This window comes from Chryseobacterium gleum (assembly GCF_900636535.1).
Classification (GTDB): Bacteria; Bacteroidota; Bacteroidia; order Flavobacteriales; family Weeksellaceae; genus Chryseobacterium; species Chryseobacterium gleum.
Window position 1 is genome coordinate 1,603,232 of the sequence record NZ_LR134289.1, and the last position, 23,184, is coordinate 1,626,415.

Genomic DNA, 23,184 nt, shown 5'->3' on the forward strand with positions numbered 1-23,184 from the left:
CCATTACACCATCCAATACAATATATTGATTATCAGTATCTTTTAAAACAAAGATCATCTTAAGTAAATATTCAATTAACTAATACCTTCATCTATAACGGAAGTTGCTAATAGGCTTTAAAAGACCATCTAAAAAGTTCAATTCGTCACTATTAGTCCGAATTTTACGTGTTAATAAAAAATATGCATATGAATCGACAAGTTTTTAGAAAAAGAATTGATCAATTATGGAACAGTTTAATGACGTCAATAGACCAGATTAACAGAAGTGACTTAGATATTATCTTTCGAGCTGAGGAAATTCTTATGGAGACGGATAAATCTATTACAAGTTTGAAAACATTGTTACAACAATACTCTTTTTCAGACTGGAGCGACGAAATCTATTTCTTTAAAAATACCAAACCACAGTTTGTAGCAATCTACATTTATTACTCTAAAGTTCTATCAATAGAAGCCTCAAAACCATATGCCGATCCGCAGGCATTAAGGTCATATTACGAAAGTGAGCGAGCTGCTTTATTATATTTTTATAATGAGCAAAAAGAATTTATCAGCTATTATCGCAGAAAATCAACGTTTCTTGATAAAAAGTATTTCGTACGTTTCAAATTTGACTTTAAATTAAAACTCAGTCCAGAATTATATAATTACGATAAGGAGTTCTGCACATCACACGACCATATCGTTGCACAAATTATTGCAAATGACCTCTTAGATCAATATCTAATGGACAAGGTGAGTACAAAAGATAAAAACGACAGATTACCCATAAGTCAAGTCAGGAAACTAGAATGGACAGCTCCTAAAGTTGCCTTGATTGAATTGCTATATGCGCTTTATCAAACGAAGTGTTTTAACGGTGGTCAGTCAGATCTCGCGGAAATCTTTAGGTGGGCAGAGAGCTCATTAAACATTAACTTAGGTAATTACCATAAGACTTTAAGTGAAATTCGGTTACGAAAAGGGGAAAGAACTAAATTTATATCTTTACTAGACAAGAATTTGAAACATTTTCTTGATGATCTGGATATTTAATGGTGAAAAATCTTTAAAATTTTTCTCATACTGTGAAAAAATAGCATAACAAAAGCTTAAAGCAGATCAATTATTAAGCCTATAGAGCTATTTCTGATTTTCCATTTTAACAAAAGCCTGTCCTACAACTGGCTACAAAGAAATCTTTCGGTAGTAACGAAAAACTACCGAAAGATTTCTTTTCTGATTTGCAAATTTTGTCAAGTGATTAAAATTTGAACTATGGAAATATCTATTGTAACCAAAGAAGATCTTAAGCAGTTAGAAAAAGAACTGTTGGAAGAGATTAAACACCTGCTGGAAAATAGCACTCCAATACAAAAACAATGGCTTCGCAGCTCTGAGGTAAGAAAATTACTGAATATATCGTCCGGTACCTTACAAACTCTACGGATTAATGGTACTTTAACATATAGCAAGATCGGGGGCTCTCTGTTTTACAGCTACAAAGACATTCAAAAACTACTCGAACAGGTTACCAGCCATTAATATTCATTAATAATTAGCAGCAAAATGAAACAAGCTAAAAACATCTTCCGGTTGTTTGACAATGTAGTATCCGATGCACAAATGCTTCCTTCTCACATCAGTATGTACGTTTCACTTATTCAGTTATGGTCTGTTCACAACTTTAAAAATCCCTTTCGAATTCATCGCGAAGAAGTTATGAAGTTAAGCAGAATAAAATCACTCGCAACTTATCACAGATGTATAAAGCAATTAGATTCTGTCAGACTGATCAATTATTTGCCAAGCTATGATCCGTATAAAGGAAGCCTTATTGAAATTATTGAGGACAGAGAAGAGGCATCCCTGCAGATAAATAAATCTTCAGAAAAGGAATTTCATTTCGCCATACCTGAATTATTTATGGTTGAATTATATTTTCGTGAAAGGGATTTTTCTTCATCAGAAGCAAATAAATTTTATTCATACTACCAACTACGGCAATGGAAATTGTCAAATAATAAGTCTATGACCAGTTGGCAGGCCGCGGCTAGAAACTGGATTCAAAACACTAACAATGAAAAGAAAAAAACCAAAAACTATCTTAACTCAAATTCCCACCATCAATGAAAAACATAGATCCTCAAACACCGCTGTGGAAGCTCACTGTTGAAGAATATCTGGAAATCATAAAAAATTTCTGTTCTGAAACTACATATGAATACGGACTGAAGGGATTGGCAAAGATCCTTGGATGTTCAATTTCAAAAGCTTCTGAAATAAAGTCTTCCGGAATATTGGATGAAGCCATAATACAAAGGGGTAATATTATCATTATCGATAAGAAAAAAGCAATAGAACTCTTCGGTGGAAAGTAACGTGTACTATCTGGAACTTATACAAAAGTTTTGGTCTTTTAACCAAAAAGCACGGCTTAATACTACGGCTGTTGCAATGTATCTGTATCTTTTGAAATTGGCAAACGATAACGGAGGATACGAGGTTAGCATCACGGACTCGACGATCGCCGACGCATTGTCCCTTACCCGCAAAACGGTCAAGCCGACTAAGGACAAGCTGCGGGCTTTGGGGCTTCTACAATTTGAAAATAAAAGAGGGCATCCCTGTTCTTACAGATTATTGCTGGATTATGCCATACCTGTGTCAGAAAGTGCGACTATTCAAAACACCACTAGCAACCGTAAACCCATTGAGGCGATGGTTGATCATAAAGTGATTAGGTTATCAGATAACGACATCGGTGACATTGCCGTACAAAACGTCGAAGAGCCGTCGGTATGTTTCAATTCCGGAAGTTATCCTTCCTGGGAGGAATTTATTCAATATGCGCGAACACTCGAAGCTTACGATGTTACCCTGGATTCCGAGATCAGGAATAAATACCTTTTGTGGTTAGAAAACGATTGGAAAAATGCAGCTGGCAGGCCAATTACCAACTGGCGTTCTTCTCTGAAAAGTACTTTACCGTATATGAAGACACAAGTGACTAATACCAGTCCTCTATCTATGGAGTATATTTCTAAAATTAAACGTCCAAAAACATCATAAAAAACGATTCTGAAAGATTATTATGGCTATTCCGGAAAAAGACCTGAAGCTTATACGTAAAAAATTTGAGGCAAAGCCCGAAAAAAATCCAGACAGGATACGCCTTGGAAATCATTTCGTAGACGATTTTATTTTTGAAGATCAAGAGGCTGCTGACATACCGATCAATGCCTTGCGGGTGATCTTTAATATTATTTCGATTATCAGCAATGAGCAGTTTCGACCAGAAGACAGGCCCAAACAGCTTTCCCTTTTTGATGAAGAATTCGAAACCGATCATAATATTTTTGCGGCAATGAAAATCAGGAACAGTAAAATTTCCCCCAGTGGCTCAACAAAACAGGTGGTGGACGCCTATGAGTTTCTTGCCCGATTCAAAATGAGCTGGTATAAATCTGTAAACTCAAAAGGGAAAGAGATTAAAACATTCGGAGGACTTATTTCTAATCCGAGTTATGACAAGCGCGGATATACAAGTTTTCTCATAAGCAGCTATTGGTTAAAAAAGCTGATGATTATTCCAGAATATAACTATATTCTTTACAATTTGGTATATAATATCAGGAATAACAAGCATATAATCTTTGCAATTTGGCTTTCTAAAATTAACGAGAATGGAACAGTTTTAAAACTGTCGACCTTCAATAAAAAGTTCGGATTAAAGTATAAGAATGCTAACGATTTTTGCTTTAAATTTTTGAAACCTGCCAGAGAAAACCTTAACAGGTATAATAATCTGTCATTCAACTATCATTATAAAGGCGATTCTATTTTCATCCAGCCTTTCTATATTAAAAGCACCATTGACATATCGTCAAATTCTGTAAAGGGATCAGAACTGATCAGTACGGTACGTGATCAAAATAAAAAAATCACAAGAAGACTTCATTATTTCAAAAAAAGGTATGGCTTAAAGCAAGAAGAGATGCTGCGTTTTTCTTACCAGTACAGAACAATTTCTCAAACCCGTGAGCTGATAGAAAAAGCTTTTGCGACATTTATCAAAAAAAACAGATTGAACGGAATAAGTTCTACTCAGTTCCAGGGAACTGACTTTCTAAGAAAGATTCAGGAAATTATCATTGAATTGTATCGTGAAACAAAAATGGGAGAACTTCTGCCGAATGGCTATCCTGTCATTTTATGAATTCGGAATTGCACTCATTCCATTTTCGGAATTGCACTCATCCCCTTTCGGATTTGTACTCGCTGAAGTTAAAGAATTATTAAAACAGCGTTCTTTTCTCCGGAGATTTCGGAATTGCACTCATCCCCTATTTTACAAAAATTAAAAAATTGTGGATAAATATTAGATTTTGTGGATATAGTACAAAAAAGATGAAAATGAAAAAATACAATTCGGATTTGTACTCATTTGAAAAAAGCTCAGATTTCGGAATTGCGCTCATCTCTCTTTCGGAATTGCACTCATTCTCAAATCGGATTTCTACTCATCCGGAAAACCACCGCAATTGCTTACAGCAGCTAAATACAAGAAATTATTAAAAGTAAACTAAAAAGTAATTAAAAGTCTTTTTTTACTTAAAAGGAAATTGAGAAAAATATTTGCTCTAAAAAGAAAAAAAAATGAACTGCGAAGAAATCAAACAAAAGATCGACATTCGGACGGTTTTAGAAATGTTCGGCCGCTTTCCAGTAAAAGAAAATAAAAGGTCTGCATTTTACTTTGCACTGGACCGCGAAGAGAAAACACCCAGCCTTTCTGTTGATTTCATCAAAAATAAGGCATTTGACTTTGGTACCGGAAAAAGTTACGATGTGATTTCCATTGTACAGCAAATTAAAAAATGCTCTGTATCGGAAGCCTTGAAATATCTTTGCAGCTCTGATTTTTCTTACCAGAATCCGATTCATAAGGAAAAAAAAGGCGAGATCCGGTTAAAGGACAATTATAAAATTCTAGAGATTAAAGAAATTATTCACCCTGCCTTAATCCGCTATTTGAAATCAAGAAATGTTCTTGAACAAAAACATCTGGTTCAGGAGGTTCACTACGAACGCCAGGATAAAACATATTTCGGAATAGGATTTCAAAACGATTCAGGTGATTTTGAAATCCGTAATCCCTATTCTAAAATTTGTTTGGGAAGTAAAGACGTTTCCTGGATTAAAGTCCGAAGTAATTCAAAAAATGAAGTCGCCGTGTTTGAAGGCTTTTTCGATTATCTAACCTTTCGGAATCTTAGTAATGAAGATCATCCTAATTGTGATTGTTTGATTTTAAATTCTACGGCAATGCTTTTTAAAGCCAAAGAAAAGCTAAAAGACTACAATAAAATCATTCTGTTTCTTGATAATGATGCTAACGGAAAATCCGTAAGATCAATCATTGAAAAGGAATACAAAAATGTGGAAGATAGCTCTTTAATGTATGCAGATTATAAAGATTTAAACCAATGGTTTTGTGTACAAAAAGAAGTCCCTTAATATTATATTTATTTACATTATTTCATTTTAAATGATCAATTACTGTAATAAAAAAACCTGCTTTTCGCCGAATGCGAGGTCGGTCTGCCGAAGGCGGTTGTATTGATTAATCGGGCAAACAGATGGATGGGAACGAATTGGAAAGCCGAAGTGAGGAAGTTTGAAAGGGATTCATCAGGAAGAGTCTGTAAAAATATGCAGTCAGCCATATATTTGTCCTGTGTCGATAATGTCAAATCGCGCTTTGAAATTGCGGATATTATCGACGAGGTGGCAGTAGGTAGATGGTTAAGCCGAAACCAACCTAAATATTGGGTTGATTTTGGGAATAACAAACATTCAGGGCAGGTCTTGCTTTCAACTGTGGGGGAAATTCGACAACCCAACTCAGAAAAATACGAAACGGTTGCAAGTCTTCCTTATATAACAGAAGAGTTCGGAGAATTACTCTTGCAATCCGAAACTGAAGATGATTCACCGAGTTGCAGTTTAGCCGAAGCTTTGGAAAAACAGGACTTATATATCAATTCAACATTGGCACAAATGGGCTGTTCTCTCTTGTTTAGCCTATTTCGTGACGGGCTTACTGAAAACAGGGGATTTTTCCTCAATCTCAAAAACTTCCATTCTCAACCTATAAAATGCTAATAGTCGCCCGATGAAAACATCGGGCGGCAAAAATGCCATTCCTTCCTATGGTCGGAAACGCATTTTTGCAGTTTAAAGCGGATGCAATCCCATTTCTAAAACAAATCCTTGCTTTCTTTCCTGTTGTTTTGAAAAAAGATTGCGCAGTTATTAGGATGATGATTTACTGTCTTGTAAATCATCAATCTTTTGCATCAATTCTTTATAATGAATTTTCGAATGACAGTCTGCACAAACTGAAATTAAATCTTCCAACTTTTCATTAAATATGTTCTCATAAGTTAAATGATGCGCGTGAAATGCAGGTTTACATTTACATTGAGTGCAAATATATCCGTCTCTTTTGAAAACCAGTTCTCTTTTCGCCTTCCATTCCGGGGATTCAAGATATTTATGATATTGTCCCCTTGGAGAACTCAAATAATTGGAATACGATACATTTTCATATATAAGTTTTTTCTCAAAATCTATCCTTTCTTTCCGTTCTTCAAAACATTCCAAATCAAATTCTCCCCTAATGTCAATGTCCGGAGTGTATTTAACCGGAAAATTTCTTTTAGTTCCTCCACAGTTTTTACATTGTTCGTACAATCTAAAATTTGGGAAAAATTTAGCATCATTAACGACAATTTTATTGGGGTTTCTACAACAATCATCAGATAGTTTTATTTCTTCACATCCACAATTCCCGCATTTATAAATATCGTGGTACTCAGTTTCGTAATACTTTTCTACTTCTTCACTTTTACATCTCTTACAAATCATCTTGCTTTTTTTTAAAGGGGAAAACAAACATTGAATGCAGTTTATCTGACCGTCGGTTCGTTTTCAGTATGCAAAAGTACAAATCCCGTTTCTGCTCAAAAAAATCTTTTTGGGTTTCTAAAAAAATTCTCTGCACTTCACTAGATAATTTTTCCAGACACTCCTGAATCCTCACTGACAAAAAGATTTCATAGCCTTCATTCCAATGCTTCCATTCAGGTTTTGTCTGAAACGAAATTTCTATCGTCAAAAAGCAATGAAAAACGACAAGCTGGTCAAATAAAAAGCATAGCGTTCATTGACATTCCCGAAAAATTAAAAATCAAAATTGAAACCCAGCAGTTGTCGAAAATGAATTATTAACAATTTAAAATTTCACATTATGAAAAAACCTGACATTTCAGCGAATGAGTTTTATAACCATTTTATAGGCACAGAAAACTATTACAGGTATCCTTTTGGGTTACTGCTAACCGACGGTGTAAAAGCTGTCGCAGACGAAGAAAAATGCTATTGGTTTCTTGACGCCATCGCATCTTATCAGTTTGAAGAAAAATTTAAAAACCGTGAATTCCAGGTTTGGAAAATTGAAAGAATTGAAAATACCAAATTTAAACTTTCTGCAACCAACGGAAACAATAAGGTCTTAGTTAGTCAAGATATTGAGTTTTCAGATTTCTTCTTTAGCGAATTTACCATTTGGAAAGAAGGTGATGTGCTGCTTCTGCCAAGTGAGCATTAACCGTCAAACCTCACGATGTACAGGCTAATCGTGTTTTTATAATCTTAAAAATAAAATACTAATTATGGGAACATATTCGATTATTTATTTGAAAAAACCTGAAATGGCAAAAGAAGTTAATAATCTCCTGAAAGAAAAATATAACCTGAAATACGAATCATATAATGGAATTGAATACGGCATTTTCTTCACGCAGGAAATGTTTGATGAGGATCTGAGATTTATGAATAAAGATGAAGAAGGTAAACAAAACCTATCGCATTATCAACGCCCAATCTCCAAAGAAACCTACCATCTACTGTTATTTGGTATAGGCAATTGCTTTGGTGATATTGGAACATTTTGTGTTAAAATCTCCTGTATTGCCGAAGAAGAAATCAAAACAACTAAAGTTTTGCAGGAATTTTTCAAAACTCCTGAGTTTAAAAAGTATGTCAATATCAGAAAGTCTAAGAATCTACGTCAATTATTGAATACTGAAGTATAACTTGAGCTTATTAAGGAATTGGAAGTTAATTTCCAATTCCTTTTGTCCTTAAAATCGTATTTTCAAAGTATTTTCCTGTCAGCGGCAAAAATACAATTACTCCCTTCGGTCGGAAACGTATTTTTGCGGAAAAGGAGCAACCCTATTTCAGAGACAATGCCGTGCTGTGCCGTGTTGTTCTGAAAAAAGGTTGCAAATCACTTCTAAATGTCAGATATTTTTCCAAATAATTTGACAACTTTACTTATTATTTGTGACATTTTTTCTTTTCAGATTGTGACATTTTTTCACTGATAAGATTCTGGTATATCGTTTGAAAAATGATTGTTGTGTTCTTTAAATTTTATTGTTTAACCAAAAAAACGTTTGTTATGTCAATCGAAAAAAGAAACAATGGCAGTTTGCTCCCTGCAAATCCACGTACACTGTTCGATGACTTTTTCAGTCGCGAACTATTTAATTGGGGGCAATAATAATTTTTCTTCCACACGGACGACTCTCCCATCAGTGAACATTATGGAGAATCCAGAAAATTTTATGGTGGAAGTCGCCGCACCGGGCATGGAAAAACAAGATTTCCAAATTAGCCTGGATGGTAATCTCCTTACTATTTCTTCTTCAAAAAAGGATCAGAAAGAAGAGAACAACAGCAATTATACTCGCAGAGAGTTTAGCTATCAATCTTTTAGCCGAAGTTTTGAGCTTCCCAAAGACGTAGTAGATGATGAACATATTGAAGCTAAATACGAAAGCGGTGTTCTAAAACTCAATATTCCAAAGAAAGAGGAAGCAAAAAAACAACCTCCTAAACTTATAGAAGTTCAATAATCACTTCAGTTTTTTACAGTTGGTTTTTTATAATGAAGCCAACTCATATAATTTTTGATTTTCAATTGAGAAATTTAATCTTTTAACATTAAGTAAAATTTTAATTATTGTCATTACTAAACTAAAATCAACGATTATGAAAAAATTAAGCTTATTCACTTTTTTTGCATTTTTATTTGCTGCGATCATTTATTCTTGTAACAGTGATAGTTTCAACAGTATAAGCGGGGATGATACAGCAAAAATCTCAAACGAGAATTCTAAAACTTTAGCCAGAACATCTGAAGAAACGGACGGCTTCTCTTACATTAACTCCAAAGACCCTGCTTTCGATAATTTTTTAAGTTCACAAACCTATCAAAACCATAAAGACTATATTAATGGTCTTGGTCAGATGGATCTTAACTCCATATTATATAAGCAATATGAAGTTGATGGAAAAGTGTATGATTTCTTTGTGGTTTCGCTTTCGCGAAATGGTAAATTGGAAGGTAAGTTAGAAATTCTCGATCTTAAAGACACGCCGTTCCTCCCGAACAAAGATAAATATGCGCTGAATTATGCTGATTTATCATCCTATGATATGGATAGACAAACCGGCAGTATCAAACTTTACGATCTAAATTATGAAAACTTTATGCATACCAAAATGGATATTGATAAGGGGTATTATACTAATGTTGAAGGAGATGGGCTTTCTGATGAGCTGAGGGAAAAATATGCATACCTTGCAAATCCGGCTAAAAGTGCTAATTTAACTTCAAGACATTTATGTGACAGTAATGGCAATGGAAATATATCCTTTGGTGAATGCTATAGCTGTATTGTAAGAGCCATCAAGCAAAATTCTACATCTACAGCAATCTGTCATTCATATGAAGCGATGGGGTTACCTTGGTGGGGATCTTGCGGCGCATCAGTAACCGTATCGTGTGCAATCATTTCGTCAATATCTTAAAATATATATATGATGCTTTTTGAAGACCCAACTTATTTAATTATTGCATTTGCAGTATTTGCGGCATTAAACGTTGTTACAATCAGAGATATTCTTAAAAACAAAAATCTTTCAAAAAGACAAAGAAACAATTACATCTGGTTGCAGTTCGGCTTACCGATCATTGGTTCGATTATCTATTTTTCAGAAAAAAGTGATAAATCGCTTCACCTGAAAAAGTAGTTTCTGACCTGACATTTACAGATAAGCTGCCTCAGTTTTGAGGCAGCTTATTTATTAAGTATTCAACCCATCTTTATTCTAGGCAATCCAATTTCGTGTTCCTGCGGATAGGGCTGCCTGAAAGTCATACTGACATCTTCCCGCAAACTTCTTTCCATCTCTTTTGATTTGTTCTCATCCATTGAATACCTCGGATCGGCAATAAGGGGCATTTTGGCCATCCTTGTAATGGTTACGGTTGGAAAATGGTAATCCACTTCGGCGGTTCCAAGTAAAAGGTAGATTCCCCCTTCTTTAAAAGGAAATTTTTTCAGGCTGTCCGGAAAGTGCGCGGTATCAAAGTAGTCACCGTTCACATCAATCCAGGTTCCAAAATACATATCGTCTTTCTTGCCCGGATGGTTTTTCATTTTAATGGGTACGTGCTTCCTGGAAATCAAATAAGCCAGCATTCTAACTTGCTTCTTGTGATATTTTAAAAGATCCTTAACCAATACATCCCCTCTGTGTTTCGTCTTTAGTAAATCAAAAATAGAATAGGAAACCGGAAATCCTAATATCTCAATTTCATCAAAAGCATCTTCAAATGGATTTCTATCGATTGCCGGTAGCTCATAATTTTTTTGAGGTTCATCAAATAATGAGATAATCTTAGTTTTGTATTGATTTTTTGAAAGTAAGAATCTTGCCTCAATTAATAACTCGTGTTTTTGCTTTCCTGTGAATCTGAAAGCGCCGACAAAAATTAATATCTGCAGCGTTTCAATGCCGATATTAACTCTTTTGACAAAATCCTCTAAGGATTTGTAATCTCCATTCTCTTTTCTTTCCTCAGGAATAAATTGCTTGATAGATGCTTCCAGTTTCTCAATATGCATTAATCCTAAATAGACATCCGAGCCATAGACTGTCGTATGAAACTCACTAAGGTTAATGCACGGATTATGAATTGTAGCGCCTGACATCTTGGCTTCGTGAACATAGACCTCAGTGCGATAAAATCCTCCACCATTGTTAATTGCAGAAACCATAAACTCAATAGGATAATAAACTTTCAGATATAAACTTTGATAACTTTCCACCGCATAGGAAGCTGAATGGGCTTTACAGAACGAATATCCGGCGAAAGATTCAATTTGTCGGTAAACTTCCTGAGAGAGCTGGTCCGGGTGACCTTTTCTTTTACACGATTCAAAAAAATCATCTTTTAATTTCTGTAAAGCGGAAAGAGAACGTCCCTTTCCACTCATTGCCCTTCGGAGAACATCGCCATTAGCTGCTGATACTCCGCCAAAGTGCATCGCAACTTTTATGACGTCTTCCTGATAGACCATAATTCCATAGGTTTCCCCTAGTTCTTTTTCAAACACATCGTGAAAGTATTCAAATTGCCCCGGATGATTATGCCGGAAAATGTATTCACGCATCATTCCGCTTTGGGCAACTCCCGGGCGGATAATGGAAGATGCTGCTACCAATACTTTGTAATTGTCACATTTCAATCGTCGCAACAAGCCTCTCATCGCTGGTGATTCAATGTAGAAACAGCCAATGGTTTTTCCAACACTCAAATACTCATTACACTTTATTTCATCTTTCGAGATTCTTGTATCCTCAATATCTATGTGAATTCCTCTTTTTTCCTTAATCAAATTAACCGTATCTTTAATTGTTCCCAGCCCTCTCTGAGATAGAATATCGAACTTTTCCAATCCAATATCTTCTGCCGTATGCATATCAAATTGTACGATCGGAAATTCTTTTGGTGGGAATTCTAAAGCTGAATAATTGGTGATCGGTTCTTCAGAGATCAGAATCCCACAGGAATGCATACTTCTTTGATTAGGAAATCCTACCAAAAGTTGCTCATATTTATAAATGAGCTGAACCACTGAATTCTGGTCGTGTTGTTCTTTCGGTTTTTTAGAAAGCTGATCCAGTTCATCTTTAGGAAGTCCGAATACTTTTCCCAACTCTCTGAATCTTGATTTTCTTTTAAATTCCACATTAGTTCCGCAAAATGCCACGTGATCTTTTCCGTACTTTTTAAAAATATATTCTAAAATGACATCACGATTTTTCCAGCTCCAGTCGATATCAAAATCAGGAGGCGATTTACGGTTCAGGTTAAGAAAACGTTCAAAATAAAGATCAAGTTCTAAAGGACATATGTCTGTAATTCCAAGACAATAGGCAATAATGCTGTTAGCGCCGCTACCTCTGCCAACATGCATAAATCCCATCCGGTTGCTGTATTGAATAATATCCCAGGTGATGAGGAAGTAACCGCAAAAATTCAATTCATCAATAACTTTTAGTTCTTTTTCAACCCTTGCTTTCGCCAATTGACTATTATCAGGATATCTTTTACTTAAACCTTCATATGCTAACTGAGACAGTAATTTAAAATCATTTTCCCTGCTGTCAGTAAAATACTTTTTATTTTTAGGTGTATTAAATTCAAAATCAAAGCTGCACTCATTAACGATATGTTTAGTATTTTCAATAATTTCAGGGTAGTGTCCGAATTGACTCAAAAGCTTTTTCTTATCAATAAAACATTCATCTTTTCTGCAATAATCTTTTTCAGTCAGTTTAGTAAAAAGGGTATTGCCATCAATCGCCCTCAATACTTTATGAAGCTTATATTCTTCATCGGTTTTAAAGGTTACCGGATGAAGAATGACCATTTTATGTATTAAAGATTTGAGTTCGGAATTGATTAAAAGGTTTAATTCATTTTCTCTGACTCCAATAAACTCGTGTTCCAATAGTTTTTCAGGTATATTTTGTAAAGAGTAGATGACAAAACAATGTTCCAACGGAGGATTCATTTTCGGAATACTAATACCATCACAGTTGTAATCCGTCAAAAGCCTGTTGACTTCAGCAATGCCTTTAGGATTTTTAGCTAGACAGATATAATACTGCACATTTTCAACCCGTACATCGACCCCGACAACCGGTTTAATACCGTTATCCTGGCAAAGTCTATAAAACTGATAGATCCCGGTTACCGTATTGATGTCAGTCAATGCCAAAACTTTTAACTTATAATCAACAGCCAACTGCACTAAATCTTCAACAGAAATAGTCCCATAACGTAAGCTATGATAAGTATGGCAATTGAGAAACATAAGTTATTTTTAATTTAAAAGGCCCGAAGCACGTCCAACGCTTTTTACTCCAAACCTGTCTTTGATTTTATCCATTGTCTGGTATAATGAGATCAGTTCTTCCGTATCTTCGAAAAGATTCATCTGATGGCTTCCGTGAACAAGTCCGGTAAATTTTACCCCGACTAGACGAATTCTCATCCTGCGGGTATATACTTTTCTGAACAATTCTAAAACATATTTGAGCAAAGTATGATCTGCTGAAGTATAAGGTACTTTACATTGTTTAGTCTCTGTATCAAAGTTCGCATATCGTATTCTAACAGAAACGGTCGAGGTCAGCCATTGCTCGTGTCTCAGCTGGTAACAGAGCTGCTCTACCATTCCGGAGAGAATACTTCTGATATTCTGAACATCGATAGTATCTTCGGTAAAAGTTGTTTCCGTAGAAATAGATTTTCTTTCAGAATATTGAATGACAGGCGTATTGTCAATACCGTTGGCTTTCTTCCATAGTTCCGTTCCGTTCTTTCCGATCAGTTGCTGCAATACATCAACAGGCATTTGGGAAAGTGTCTCTATCTTTCTGACGCCTAATCTTGAAAGCAGCTGAAAGGTCACATCGCCGACCATCGGAATCTTTTTGACCGATAAAGGATTTAAAAAAGGCTGAATATATTCAGGCTTCACTTCAAATCTTCCGGCGGGTTTAGATTCACCAGTTCCAATTTTTGAAACGGTTTTATTGGTAGACAATGCAAAACTGATGGGTAATCCTGATTGCTTGGTCACGGCATCGGCAATTTCAGTTGTCCATTGATAACATCCGAAAAACTTATCCATTCCGGAGAGATCCAGATAAAATTCATCCACACTCGCTTTCTCTAAAACTGGCACTTTTTCCTGAATGATCTCTGTTACCATATGCGACATATTGGAGTAGTATTCCATATCGCCTTTAATGACCTGTGCTTCGGGACATAATCGCAGAGCCATTCTAATCGGCATTGCCGAACGTACCCCGAATTTTCTGGCTTCATAGGAACATGATGCCACTACTCCACGATCTCCACCTCCTATGATAACAGGCTGTTTCTCTAACACAGAGTGTCTCAGCCGCTCACAGGAAACAAAAAAAGTATCCAAATCCATATGTGCAATTGCTCGTCTCATTTGACAAAATTAGATACTAATTGTATCATTTTTTATATATTTGTAGATACAAATTGTATCAATGTCAATTTTTTCAGAAAACATCAGGTATTTAAGAGCTCAAAAAAAATTATCACAGCAAGAGCTGGCAAAAGAAATTTTTTTGAGTAGGGTGCGTTATTCGAAATACGAAGATGGTCGTTCAGAGGCTCCCTACGAAGTTTTGATCAGGATTTCGAAATATTTTAACATCAGTATTGACCTTTTACTTACAGTTGATATCAGGAAATATCCTTTGGAAGATATGATCAACCTTCCGGCGAATAAGGTGTTGCTTCCAATAGTTGTAGATACGGAAGGTAATAATTTTATTGAGATTGTTCCGCAGAAGGCTTCTATGGGATATCTGAAAGGCTTTAGTGACCCTGAATACATTGAAAACCTACAAAAAATATATTTTCCCTTCCTTAAGAATGGGAAATACAGAGGATTTTTAGCTGATGGTGATTCAATGCCTCCATTTGCCGACCAGTCTATTCTCATTGGTGAGTATGTTGAAAAACTAGAAGATTTAAAAGCCAACAAGGAATATATTTTTGTGACGCAGGAAGGGATTACCTATAAGACTTTTTTGAAAAGAAATAAAAAGTACATTACCGTTTTAGCGGACAATTCATTTTATGAACCATATAATATTGCTTTGGACGAGATTGCTCAGGTATGGCGCTACGTGAGAGGAATTTTGCCGCAGGATTATAAACCGCACACCCTGCCTGATAAAGCGAATTTGAAAAATTTAGTGGACGAAGCTAAAAAGAGTATTAGCAAACTGGAAAATAGCTTATTGAGATTAAGCCAAGAATAAAAAAACTTCCCCGAAGGGAAGTAAAAACACAAATGATGAAAAAACTCTCTATTAAGAGAGGGCGACAAATATATAAATAAATTGAATTACAGATCATGACTCAGCTCAGCTTATTCGATTCCGAAGATCTATACGAGTTTCCAAAAGACCTTTTGGAATTCAGAGAATTTTTTCTGAGCAAGGAAGAAGCAGACCTTTTGAAAGATAAACTGCTCCATTCTACACGTTGGGAGCAACGCACACAAAAAATGTACGACAAAACGGTAATAACGCCTCGTCTCACTGCGTGGTATGGTGATACAAAGTCTTACGATTCGGCTGATAATAATACAACTGTAAGGAATGAATGGACTCCTGAATTATATGCTCTAAAAGAAAGAATTGAAAAAGAATTCGGTTATCAGTTCAATGGTGTTTTGCTCAACCTATATCGCGATAATAATGATTCAGTAGCCTGGCACAGGGATAAGGAGAACCGTTATGGGAAACGCCCTGTCATTGCATCCATTAGTCTCGGACAAACCAGAAACTTTGATTTCAGAAAAAAGGATCATCATCAAAGCAAGTACAGCTTGCCGCTTCCAAACGGTTCACTGCTCATTATGAAAGGAGATTTGCAGGAGCATTGGGAGCATAGAATTGCTAAGTCAACTATTCCTATGAAAGAGAGAATCAATTTGACATTTAGGTTAATTAAGGTTTTATAACAGTCAATTGCATACTTTAGTACAATTTTTTTGGAAAAACTAAATCTTGGTTCAGAAATAAGTTATCCTAACTACCAGTAATTAAACAAATTCGAGATATTGATATTAAAAAACAGGAAGACTGAATCTTCCTGTTTTTCTATTGTTAATTAAAACTAATTTTTAATTATCGTTTGATTTACTAAGGTTTCGTTGTCTTTTGAAATATTTACTACATACATTCCTGTCGGAAAACCTTGTAGATCGAAAGAGTTTCCCGCTTTGGAAATTACAACGGCTCCCATACTGTTGGCAACAGTTATTTGATATTGTTCTTCTTGTTTCGAAATTACAGTTTTTCCCGAAACACAAGGTGGTTCAATATATTTCAATACAACATAGCTATCAGAAGTCTCTCCATTTTTTGCAATAGAAAATGTTTCACAAGGTGCAGCCGGCGGTGGTGTTATAGTTACTGTTTGAGTAGATGTTCCACAACCATTTGTTGCTTCTACTTTTACCTCCATAGACCAATTATTATTACTTCCTCGTGCAAATCCTTCAAGTTGATTATTATAGGTATGGAGAAATACACCATATTGGGGACTTGATGACAATTTTGTCCAGGTTACCTGAGTAATGCCCTGCTCGCTACCGACAGGTGTTGCATTACTATTACTTAAATAGAAATGAGATTCGTTGTAGTAAGTGGGATCGTTAATCTGGGACACGCTAAACATAGGTTTTCCTATCCAAACCTCCTTAGTAACCGTATTGCTTGCTCCACCCCCAGCAAGATATGCTTGTAACTTCAGTAAACCATTCGCATTTGCTTTAGGAGTAAGTGAGATTTGAGGCTGGTTACTAGGACCAATTATATCAACGAGGTTAGCGCCATTTATTACCGACCATTGGATTGTTGGTGCAAAACCTGTTGTATAAGTTGTGTTATTATTTCCACACAATAGTGCGTCTCCGCCTATTTTTACTTTGCTACCACACAAAAAAGCGGTAGTTAACTTTTGATCTTTGGTGGCTTCTGAGAATTGATTGAGAATAAACTGTCTATTCCTTGGGCTAAAATAGGTATGGCTTGTATTTTCTCCATAGTAACTTCCTATCTCCTCCGCTACAAAGTTTGCAAAAGGGATATTACTGGCATCGTCAACTGGTGAAAAAGTTTTCTGATATTCATTTTCTGTAAGCGTTGTATTTCCAAAATTGTAATCCAAAGCGCTGGGTGTTGGAACAAAAGAAAAATCAGTTGCAGTAATATGATTGCCGAGAAATTCAGGTAATGAAGATGTTGGAAATCTGTATTTCCCACCACCATATTTATCAATAGGCAGCACATTAGAGGGCTGATTTCTGCTTCCAGAAAGTAGGGTATGTTGAGCTGGGATTACCCATAAAATATCTTTTTTATATACTATCTTTCCATAATATAATTGCTTTGACTCATTAATGCTAGACATTGGTCGAGCAACAAAATCATAGTAATAGCGGGATTTTCCCGGAACAACAGAAAGTATTACCTGAGCAGGATCTAATGTTACGCCACCAATCAATGCCCCGATAAAATCTACAAACCAGCCTTTACTATTGTGATGCATTGTAACCAAATCCTGGAGGTTTTGATCGGTACCACATTCGCTTCCATTTGAAATAGCTACATTCCTAGTTTGCTGAGGATAACCTTTTGACTTTAAAGTTGCTTGCCAGGTGTTGTGGACAGAATTATCAATGCTATAGTTACTATTAATATAATTGATTAACATTTGCCTGGAAGCAGGAGTATCGGCAATCGTAAGAATGTCGCTTACAGGAGCACCACCAGTGAATATAGGCGAAAAAACATAATTAAGACCAGCAACAATGGGCGAACGAAGAAAAGTTTTTGAAATATGTCTAAGCATATATTGCAACCCTAAAGGTGTATTTGCGCCCAAATGGGGAGAATCGTGAGAAATGAATAATTTTGTATCGTGGTTTTCCCCGTTATCCTCCATATCCTTTAGCGCATATCGAGCAATAAGACCTCCCATACTTTGCCCTAAAACTACATTCTTCTCGCTTCCTATTTTATTCTGATTTACCCATCTGATTGCTTTTTTTAATAGTTCAGCATTATTTTGTATATAGTCAGTACCAATACCCCAATCTACATAGATGATATCGTAATTCCCTTCTAAATAGGATTTTAATGCAGTATTTTGCATACCTCCTCTATTTAAAAAATCATCAATATTATTATCTCCGCCTTCTTGTCTAGGTGCTGTTATATGACCTGTATCAAAGCCTTCTGCTACAATAAAAGGCTTTGTGATTTGAGTTTGCCCATTACGAAGTTTAATATATAGTGTAAGTTTTGGTTTATTTACAACCGTCGGGGGGAAAGGAATAAAATACTGATAATTTTCCAGTTGTACTTTCCAGTAATTGTTGGTGGACAAGTTAGCTGCAGCAGAAAAAGCTTGCCCATTGTCATTTATATCGACATATTTTTCCAAATCTCCAGTAACTGAAAATTTGTTTTTTGAGTATAGTATTTGTCCATTCGTTAATGTAAGTTTATATGTCCAGGTATATTCACCGGCAGAGGGATAACTAACAGGTATCATCTGACCCAATGTCACTGTCTGAAAGTTGGTGGCATCGGAAAATTTCACTTCGAGAATTGAGATTTCACTAGTGTAATTACTTAGAAACAGAGTAGGTGGAAAAACAACATTGAAATGTAGTTTGTTGTGACTGTTCGCAATTGGTGCCATTGCAAAAACTTTGTTGATCTCATAAGGATCTTGCCAGACATTATTTACGTAAACATCTAAAATTTTATTTTGAGGTGTTAACGTTAGAGATCCTGTAGAAATATTATTCAATCTATCAGTAGGCAGATTCGGAGCCATATTCTGAAAAGCTAGTTGATTGCTTTCTGAAAATTGGTTATATTTGAAATAGGTTCCACCTATCGGCAGTAGATCAATTGTCTGGTCCTGAAACCACTCACTTTGAAAATCAGCGGGAGATTTAAGAGCACTGCCATTCGACGATATTTTACTCATTACTAATGACCCGTAAATGTCATTTATGATTTTAGATGTGGTAAATGAACTATCCGTAGGAGTTCCATTATATTTCTTAAGATCCGCAAACTCTATTCCTGCATCCAGTAGTAGACCTGTTTGTATTTTTGTCTTGTCCAAATCTGAAAAGGGCAATAAAAGTGTAGATTCCAGGACCGGATTGACGGGATCACTCGGCTGCGCTACAAGTTGTGGACTAACTTGGACTTGTCCAAGTAGAAGCTTTGACAGCAATAGGAATGCTGCCAAAATACTTAATTTTGTTTTCATAGGTTAGTGTTTATTTAGTTTTTAATCGAACTTTTTATCAAAGCGTCCTTCTGTTATAGTAACAATATTCCCATTGCTATCTTCGGCTTTGAATTCAAATGTTCCAGAAACAATTTGGTTTTGAAGATCGAGTCTCGTTATTTTTATTCTACCGGTGTTGTTTGAGTTTGATGAGTAACTAACCTTATCATTACTTGTATAGCTTGCATAGTTGTAACCATCGTCAGGTGTTTGATTAACAACTTCATATGTTTGGTTAATCTCTAAGTTGGGGATTGATACAATTAGGTCAATAGATTCAGTGTATCTCTCAGGATCTTTTCTTAAATCTAATTTTATTAAATAATAGTTATTATTCAACTTTTCACAATAGGTGCCGGGTTGGTTAATCTTTTTTGTGGTAGCTACCCAAACTTTGCCATTTATTAATGCCCCTGCAGTGTTTTTACCGGATTGCGTTGCTTCTGGCAATACATTTTGATCCTGCTCATCATCTTTGCAAGAAGAAAAAAGTCCTATTGATAATAGAGCTACAAAAAGTAGATTTTTCATAAGAATGTAATTTCGTGGTTATTAAGAGTTTGTAAATTAACCATTTTTTTTCTTTACTTACAAATTTCTTTGATACAGTCATAGCAATGGGATTCAACCAATTCTTATATTGGAGAGTTTCGCATTTTCTAAAGTCAAATACAGTACAAATTCTTATACTTCGTAATTGACACCAACTCCAACTTAAATTGCATTGACAGATATAAAAAGTTTATATGATTTATGAAACTCACCTTAATATTAATGGTAATCAATAACTATACACCATTTCCAACCTTTGGTAAGATGGATGTAAATTTTCTATTTAGCTGTGTAAAAAAGCTACACAGAATTTCCAACATTACGTCAATTGAATGCAAGCTTTCGACCAAGATGAGTAAAATAACTACACGCAATTTCTGAACGTGGGTAAAATAGATACAAGCTTTTGTACTTAGCAACATACGAAACTGCACACATTTTCCAACTATATGTAAAATGAATACAAACTTTCGATTTAGATGGGTAAAATAACTACACGCAATTTCTGAACGTGAGTAAAATGAATACAAACTTTCTATTTGGATGCGTAAAATAGCTACACGCAATTTCAAAACGTGGGTAAAGTAGATACAAACTGAAAATCTATTATCTAAGTATTTTTTTCCTTTCAAAAGCAATACACGATAAAGATCACGCATCATCAACAGAATCAAACTTTTACAATTATTTTTCAGAACTCTTAAAACTACCCTCCTCTTTTTAGCAAGATGTGTCTTTGTATATACAAACTTTTCAAGTTGTACATCCAAAGACTCTCTTGCCTTTTTGCAAAAGGGGAAAAAACTTCGGAACTCGTTTTTTTCTTTATTGAAATCATATACAAATTCCAATTTATTCTTTATTAATCTCCACGATTTACAGATTAGACCAGAATGGTCTTATTTAGCCCAAGCCCTTTGAATACTATTGTTTTCACGATTTTGATGTTCCAACTTTGCAACAGAAATCATAATCAAAAAAGATGAAAACATATCTTTACTTTTTCTTTAGCTTATTGACCATATGGGTCTCGGGACAGGTTGGAATCAATACTGTATCACCAGAGACCACTTTGGACGTTACAGGGAAACCGGTTGATCCTAATCATTACGACGGGATTATTCCACCACGAATAACGGGAGATCAATTGTCCAGAAAATCATATTCAATTTCAAAAAGAGGAACCGTCGTATTTGTGACTGTTCCTGCTACAAACTTATCCGGGCAGGTTATCAATGTTAGAACTACCGGATTGTATTACTTCGATGGTACGGCCTGGCAACCTGTATCAAAAGATGTTGATCCGATAGAATATTACATTTTATTGACTTTCGATTCTAACAGCACGGCAAGTCTTGCCGCAACCTCCACCTGGACGGAACCAAGAAATCAATGGGCGAATACAAACAATTACCTGACCTCTTCTAAAAATTACACCATAGGCTCAAAAAACTTTGGAGGGCTTGAAGGATTTGTTGTATTCAGAAAAATCAACGGTATTGTTAATGTTCGTTTTCGTTTGCATCGAACCGACAATTCTACACCTGTTACGGGTAAGGCTCTTATTGATATTGAAGACATATTTAACGATATAGGTTATATTCCCAATCAAATTGTTCTCTTACACAACGAAAATTCAACCCAGTACTTTCCTGCATTGCTAGAAAATTACGCTATACAAATTCCTCAAAGCTCGCTGAACCAGATATCGACTTCCATTTACACTTACGGAGAAGTACAGGGGTATTCCAACTGGCGGGTTCCATATTTAAAGTAAGATTCTAAAAACCAAATGAAATTAAAACAACATAACACAATGAAAAACAATTTTCTCAAATTATTCTTTGTATTAATGACCACCAGTGTTTTTTCACAGGTCGGTATTAATACTCAGACACCAAAAGCCACTTTTGAAGTGGTCGGAAAGCCGGACGACGCGAATCATTTTGATGGTATTATTCCACCCCGTATTACAGGGGATCAGATCTCTGCAAAATCATTCTCTACTGCTCAGAAAGGGGCATTAATCTTTGTGACATCACCAGCTACTAATTTGGTGGGACAGGCGGCTCATATCGAAAAATCGGGCTTATATTGTTTCGACGGCCAGCAATGGATTCCTGTTTTGCAAAGCGATCCTTTAGAAATCGTCGCACTCAGAGGCAACACTTCCTCGGTTGAGTTGGTGGTGAAAAATAGTTTGAAACTTGATTTTGACCAAAAGGAAAATTATATCCTGGGAAAATCAAGAAGCCCCATCACAGGCGAATACAACTCTATTCTAGCTACCGATGCCAATATTACATCAGGAAAAGGTAACTCTGCCAGCGCTTATGCCATGTCCCAGGGAGAAGTTACCGGGAAATTGAACTATGGCGCTGGTGTATCAGCATTGAATGGAATTGCAAATAGCGTAATTTCAGGAAGCCGGAATATAGGGATAGGCGCCGGAGCCATGTCATACATTACTTCCGGAAATGATAATATATCGATCGGGTATTTATCGGGAACCGGGAACAGGACAGGCTCTAATAATGTGTTCATTGGAGCTGGTGCCGGAAGCCCCGCAACAGGAAACAGAAGTGTCAGCAATAAGTTAGCTATACATTCCACCCCCGTAACAACAAGCTCAACCAGCTTTTGGGACAGTATTACCAATAATTATACGGATTATAAATTTGCGTTGATCTCGGGGGATTTTTCTGAGCGATGGCTCAATATTAATGGTAAGCTAAGCGTGACACCATCACAAATGCCTAATGCAGATGGTGATCCGGCATATACCAAGAAAGTAGTTGCCAAAGCAGACGGTTCATTTGGGTTCGCCACAGAACTGATTCCTGCGCCACCTTCTAGCGGAACCTATATCCTTAAAAGTGTGAATGGCATTCCCAGCTGGAGTGTCCCATGAAGCAGGAGGGAAGTAGAAGTTCTGAAGTGATCTTTTTCAGGATCAAACTGGAAAGAAAGGCTGACTGGAAAAGAACGTGCAGAGAAAGAAACATCTCCCTGACCAGCCTGATTATCGATTCGGTGGAGAATAGACTGATGGATGATGAAAGAAGAAAAGTCCTGAACTTCATCGAAAAGCAGGATAACATCTTTGCCAGGATCGAAACCAATATCAACCAGGTGGCAAAGCTGGTTAACGGACAGAAGAACATTTCGGAAAAACAACTGGAATTATTTTCGAAACAACTCTCCGAGGTACAGAAGCTTAAAGCACAGCAAAACAAGATGTTTGAAAACATATACGCATTGCTTTCAAAATGATCGTCAAGCTT

At 35.9% G+C, this 23,184-nt stretch carries 22 protein-coding genes and 1 pseudogene; 18 read left to right on the top strand and 5 right to left on the bottom strand.

All coding sequences use genetic code 11. The features are described 5' to 3' along the window. Window positions 1–189: 189 nt before the first annotated feature. The 8 genes and pseudogenes from EL165_RS07390 to EL165_RS07425 form a co-directional block, all read left to right on the top strand. Window positions 190–1,038: an RteC domain-containing protein gene (locus tag EL165_RS07390; protein ID WP_041461437.1), complete on the top strand. Its 849-nt coding sequence runs from the start codon at window positions 190–192 to the stop codon at window positions 1,036–1,038. Window positions 1,039–1,260: 222 nt separating this feature from the next. Next, window positions 1,261–1,527 carry a helix-turn-helix domain-containing protein gene (locus EL165_RS07395; protein WP_002978163.1) on the top strand — a complete coding sequence of 89 codons (267 nt, stop codon included), beginning with the start codon at window positions 1,261–1,263 and terminating at the stop codon, window positions 1,525–1,527. 24 nt (window positions 1,528–1,551) lie between these two features. After that, entirely contained in the window at window positions 1,552–2,115 is a 564-nt protein-coding gene (locus tag EL165_RS07400; RefSeq protein ID WP_002978162.1) for a hypothetical protein, read from the top strand. Further along, complete coding sequence (locus EL165_RS07405) at window positions 2,112–2,363, top strand: DUF3853 family protein (protein ID WP_002978160.1); 252 nt, start codon at window positions 2,112–2,114, stop codon at window positions 2,361–2,363. The genes EL165_RS07400 and EL165_RS07405 overlap by 4 nt, the downstream gene beginning before the upstream one ends. A gap of 97 nt (window positions 2,364–2,460) precedes the next feature. Then, window positions 2,461–3,054 carry a hypothetical protein gene (locus EL165_RS07410; protein WP_232529171.1) on the top strand — a complete coding sequence of 198 codons (594 nt, stop codon included), beginning with the start codon at window positions 2,461–2,463 and terminating at the stop codon, window positions 3,052–3,054. 22 nt (window positions 3,055–3,076) lie between these two features. Then, window positions 3,077–4,201, top strand: coding sequence for a hypothetical protein (locus EL165_RS07415; RefSeq protein ID WP_002978156.1), 1,125 nt, complete (start codon window positions 3,077–3,079; stop codon window positions 4,199–4,201). Window positions 4,202–4,641: 440 nt separating this feature from the next. Further along, the gene (locus tag EL165_RS07420) at window positions 4,642–5,502 is read left to right on the top strand and encodes a toprim domain-containing protein (protein ID WP_002978152.1); all 861 of its coding nucleotides are present in this window, start codon (window positions 4,642–4,644) and stop codon (window positions 5,500–5,502) included. Window positions 5,503–5,565: 63 nt separating this feature from the next. Continuing rightward, window positions 5,566–6,150 (top strand): annotated as a pseudogene (locus EL165_RS07425) (PRTRC system ThiF family protein); the annotation flags it as partial. 150 nt (window positions 6,151–6,300) lie between these two features. Here EL165_RS07425 and EL165_RS07430 read toward each other — a convergent pair. Next, window positions 6,301–6,915, bottom strand: a complete 615-nt coding sequence (locus EL165_RS07430; RefSeq protein ID WP_002978148.1) for a hypothetical protein — start codon at window positions 6,913–6,915, stop codon at window positions 6,301–6,303. Between the two features lie 382 nt (window positions 6,916–7,297). Here EL165_RS07430 and EL165_RS07435 point away from each other — a divergent pair, with 382 nt between their 5' ends. The 5 genes from EL165_RS07435 (at window position 7,298) to EL165_RS07455 (ending at window position 10,152) form a co-directional block, all read left to right on the top strand. Beyond that, window positions 7,298–7,657 (top strand): DUF6876 family protein, encoded by a 360-nt coding sequence (locus EL165_RS07435; RefSeq protein ID WP_002978142.1) that lies wholly within the window; start codon window positions 7,298–7,300, stop codon window positions 7,655–7,657. 64 nt (window positions 7,658–7,721) lie between these two features. Continuing rightward, window positions 7,722–8,144 carry a hypothetical protein gene (locus EL165_RS07440; RefSeq protein ID WP_002978140.1) on the top strand — a complete coding sequence of 141 codons (423 nt, stop codon included), beginning with the start codon at window positions 7,722–7,724 and terminating at the stop codon, window positions 8,142–8,144. A 516-nt stretch (window positions 8,145–8,660) separates the two neighbouring features. After that, complete coding sequence (locus EL165_RS07445) at window positions 8,661–8,972, top strand: Hsp20/alpha crystallin family protein (protein WP_002978137.1); 312 nt, start codon at window positions 8,661–8,663, stop codon at window positions 8,970–8,972. A gap of 136 nt (window positions 8,973–9,108) precedes the next feature. Next, window positions 9,109–9,930 (top strand): hypothetical protein, encoded by an 822-nt coding sequence (locus EL165_RS07450; protein ID WP_002978135.1) that lies wholly within the window; start codon window positions 9,109–9,111, stop codon window positions 9,928–9,930. A gap of 9 nt (window positions 9,931–9,939) precedes the next feature. After that, window positions 9,940–10,152: a hypothetical protein gene (locus EL165_RS07455; RefSeq protein WP_002978133.1), complete on the top strand. Its 213-nt coding sequence runs from the start codon at window positions 9,940–9,942 to the stop codon at window positions 10,150–10,152. A 62-nt stretch (window positions 10,153–10,214) separates the two neighbouring features. Here EL165_RS07455 and EL165_RS07460 read toward each other — a convergent pair whose 3' ends face one another. Together EL165_RS07460 and dinB are read right to left on the bottom strand one after the other, a co-directional pair. Further along, window positions 10,215–13,289: a DNA polymerase III subunit alpha gene (locus EL165_RS07460; protein WP_002978130.1), complete on the bottom strand. Its 3,075-nt coding sequence runs from the start codon at window positions 13,287–13,289 to the stop codon at window positions 10,215–10,217. A gap of 9 nt (window positions 13,290–13,298) precedes the next feature. Beyond that, complete coding sequence (dinB, locus tag EL165_RS07465) at window positions 13,299–14,441, bottom strand: DNA polymerase IV (RefSeq protein WP_002978128.1); 1,143 nt, start codon at window positions 14,439–14,441, stop codon at window positions 13,299–13,301. Window positions 14,442–14,502: 61 nt separating this feature from the next. Here dinB and EL165_RS07470 point away from each other — a divergent pair, with 61 nt between their 5' ends. Beyond that, window positions 14,503–15,285: an XRE family transcriptional regulator gene (locus EL165_RS07470; protein WP_002978126.1), complete on the top strand. Its 783-nt coding sequence runs from the start codon at window positions 14,503–14,505 to the stop codon at window positions 15,283–15,285. A 95-nt stretch (window positions 15,286–15,380) separates the two neighbouring features. Then, window positions 15,381–15,992 carry an alpha-ketoglutarate-dependent dioxygenase AlkB family protein gene (locus EL165_RS07475; protein ID WP_002978125.1) on the top strand — a complete coding sequence of 204 codons (612 nt, stop codon included), beginning with the start codon at window positions 15,381–15,383 and terminating at the stop codon, window positions 15,990–15,992. Window positions 15,993–16,147: 155 nt separating this feature from the next. Here EL165_RS07475 and EL165_RS07480 read toward each other — a convergent pair whose 3' ends face one another. Together EL165_RS07480 and EL165_RS07485 are read right to left on the bottom strand one after the other, a co-directional pair. After that, entirely contained in the window at window positions 16,148–19,327 is a 3,180-nt protein-coding gene (locus EL165_RS07480; RefSeq protein WP_002978123.1) for a T9SS type A sorting domain-containing protein, read from the bottom strand. Between the two features lie 21 nt (window positions 19,328–19,348). Beyond that, window positions 19,349–19,879, bottom strand: a complete 531-nt coding sequence (locus tag EL165_RS07485) for a Riean_0653 family protein (protein ID WP_002978121.1) — start codon at window positions 19,877–19,879, stop codon at window positions 19,349–19,351. 1,003 nt (window positions 19,880–20,882) lie between these two features. Here EL165_RS07485 and EL165_RS07490 point away from each other — a divergent pair. The 3 genes from EL165_RS07490 to mobC are packed head-to-tail and all read left to right on the top strand — an operon-like array spanning window position 20,883 to window position 23,173. Then, entirely contained in the window at window positions 20,883–21,677 is a 795-nt protein-coding gene (locus tag EL165_RS07490) for a hypothetical protein (protein ID WP_088583901.1), read from the top strand. Between the two features lie 39 nt (window positions 21,678–21,716). Then, window positions 21,717–22,811 carry a hypothetical protein gene (locus EL165_RS07495; protein ID WP_085951003.1) on the top strand — a complete coding sequence of 365 codons (1,095 nt, stop codon included), beginning with the start codon at window positions 21,717–21,719 and terminating at the stop codon, window positions 22,809–22,811. Beyond that, complete coding sequence (gene mobC, locus EL165_RS07500; protein ID WP_002978113.1) at window positions 22,808–23,173, top strand: plasmid mobilization relaxosome protein MobC; 366 nt, start codon at window positions 22,808–22,810, stop codon at window positions 23,171–23,173. The genes EL165_RS07495 and mobC overlap by 4 nt, the downstream gene beginning before the upstream one ends. Window positions 23,174–23,184 lie beyond the last annotated feature (11 nt).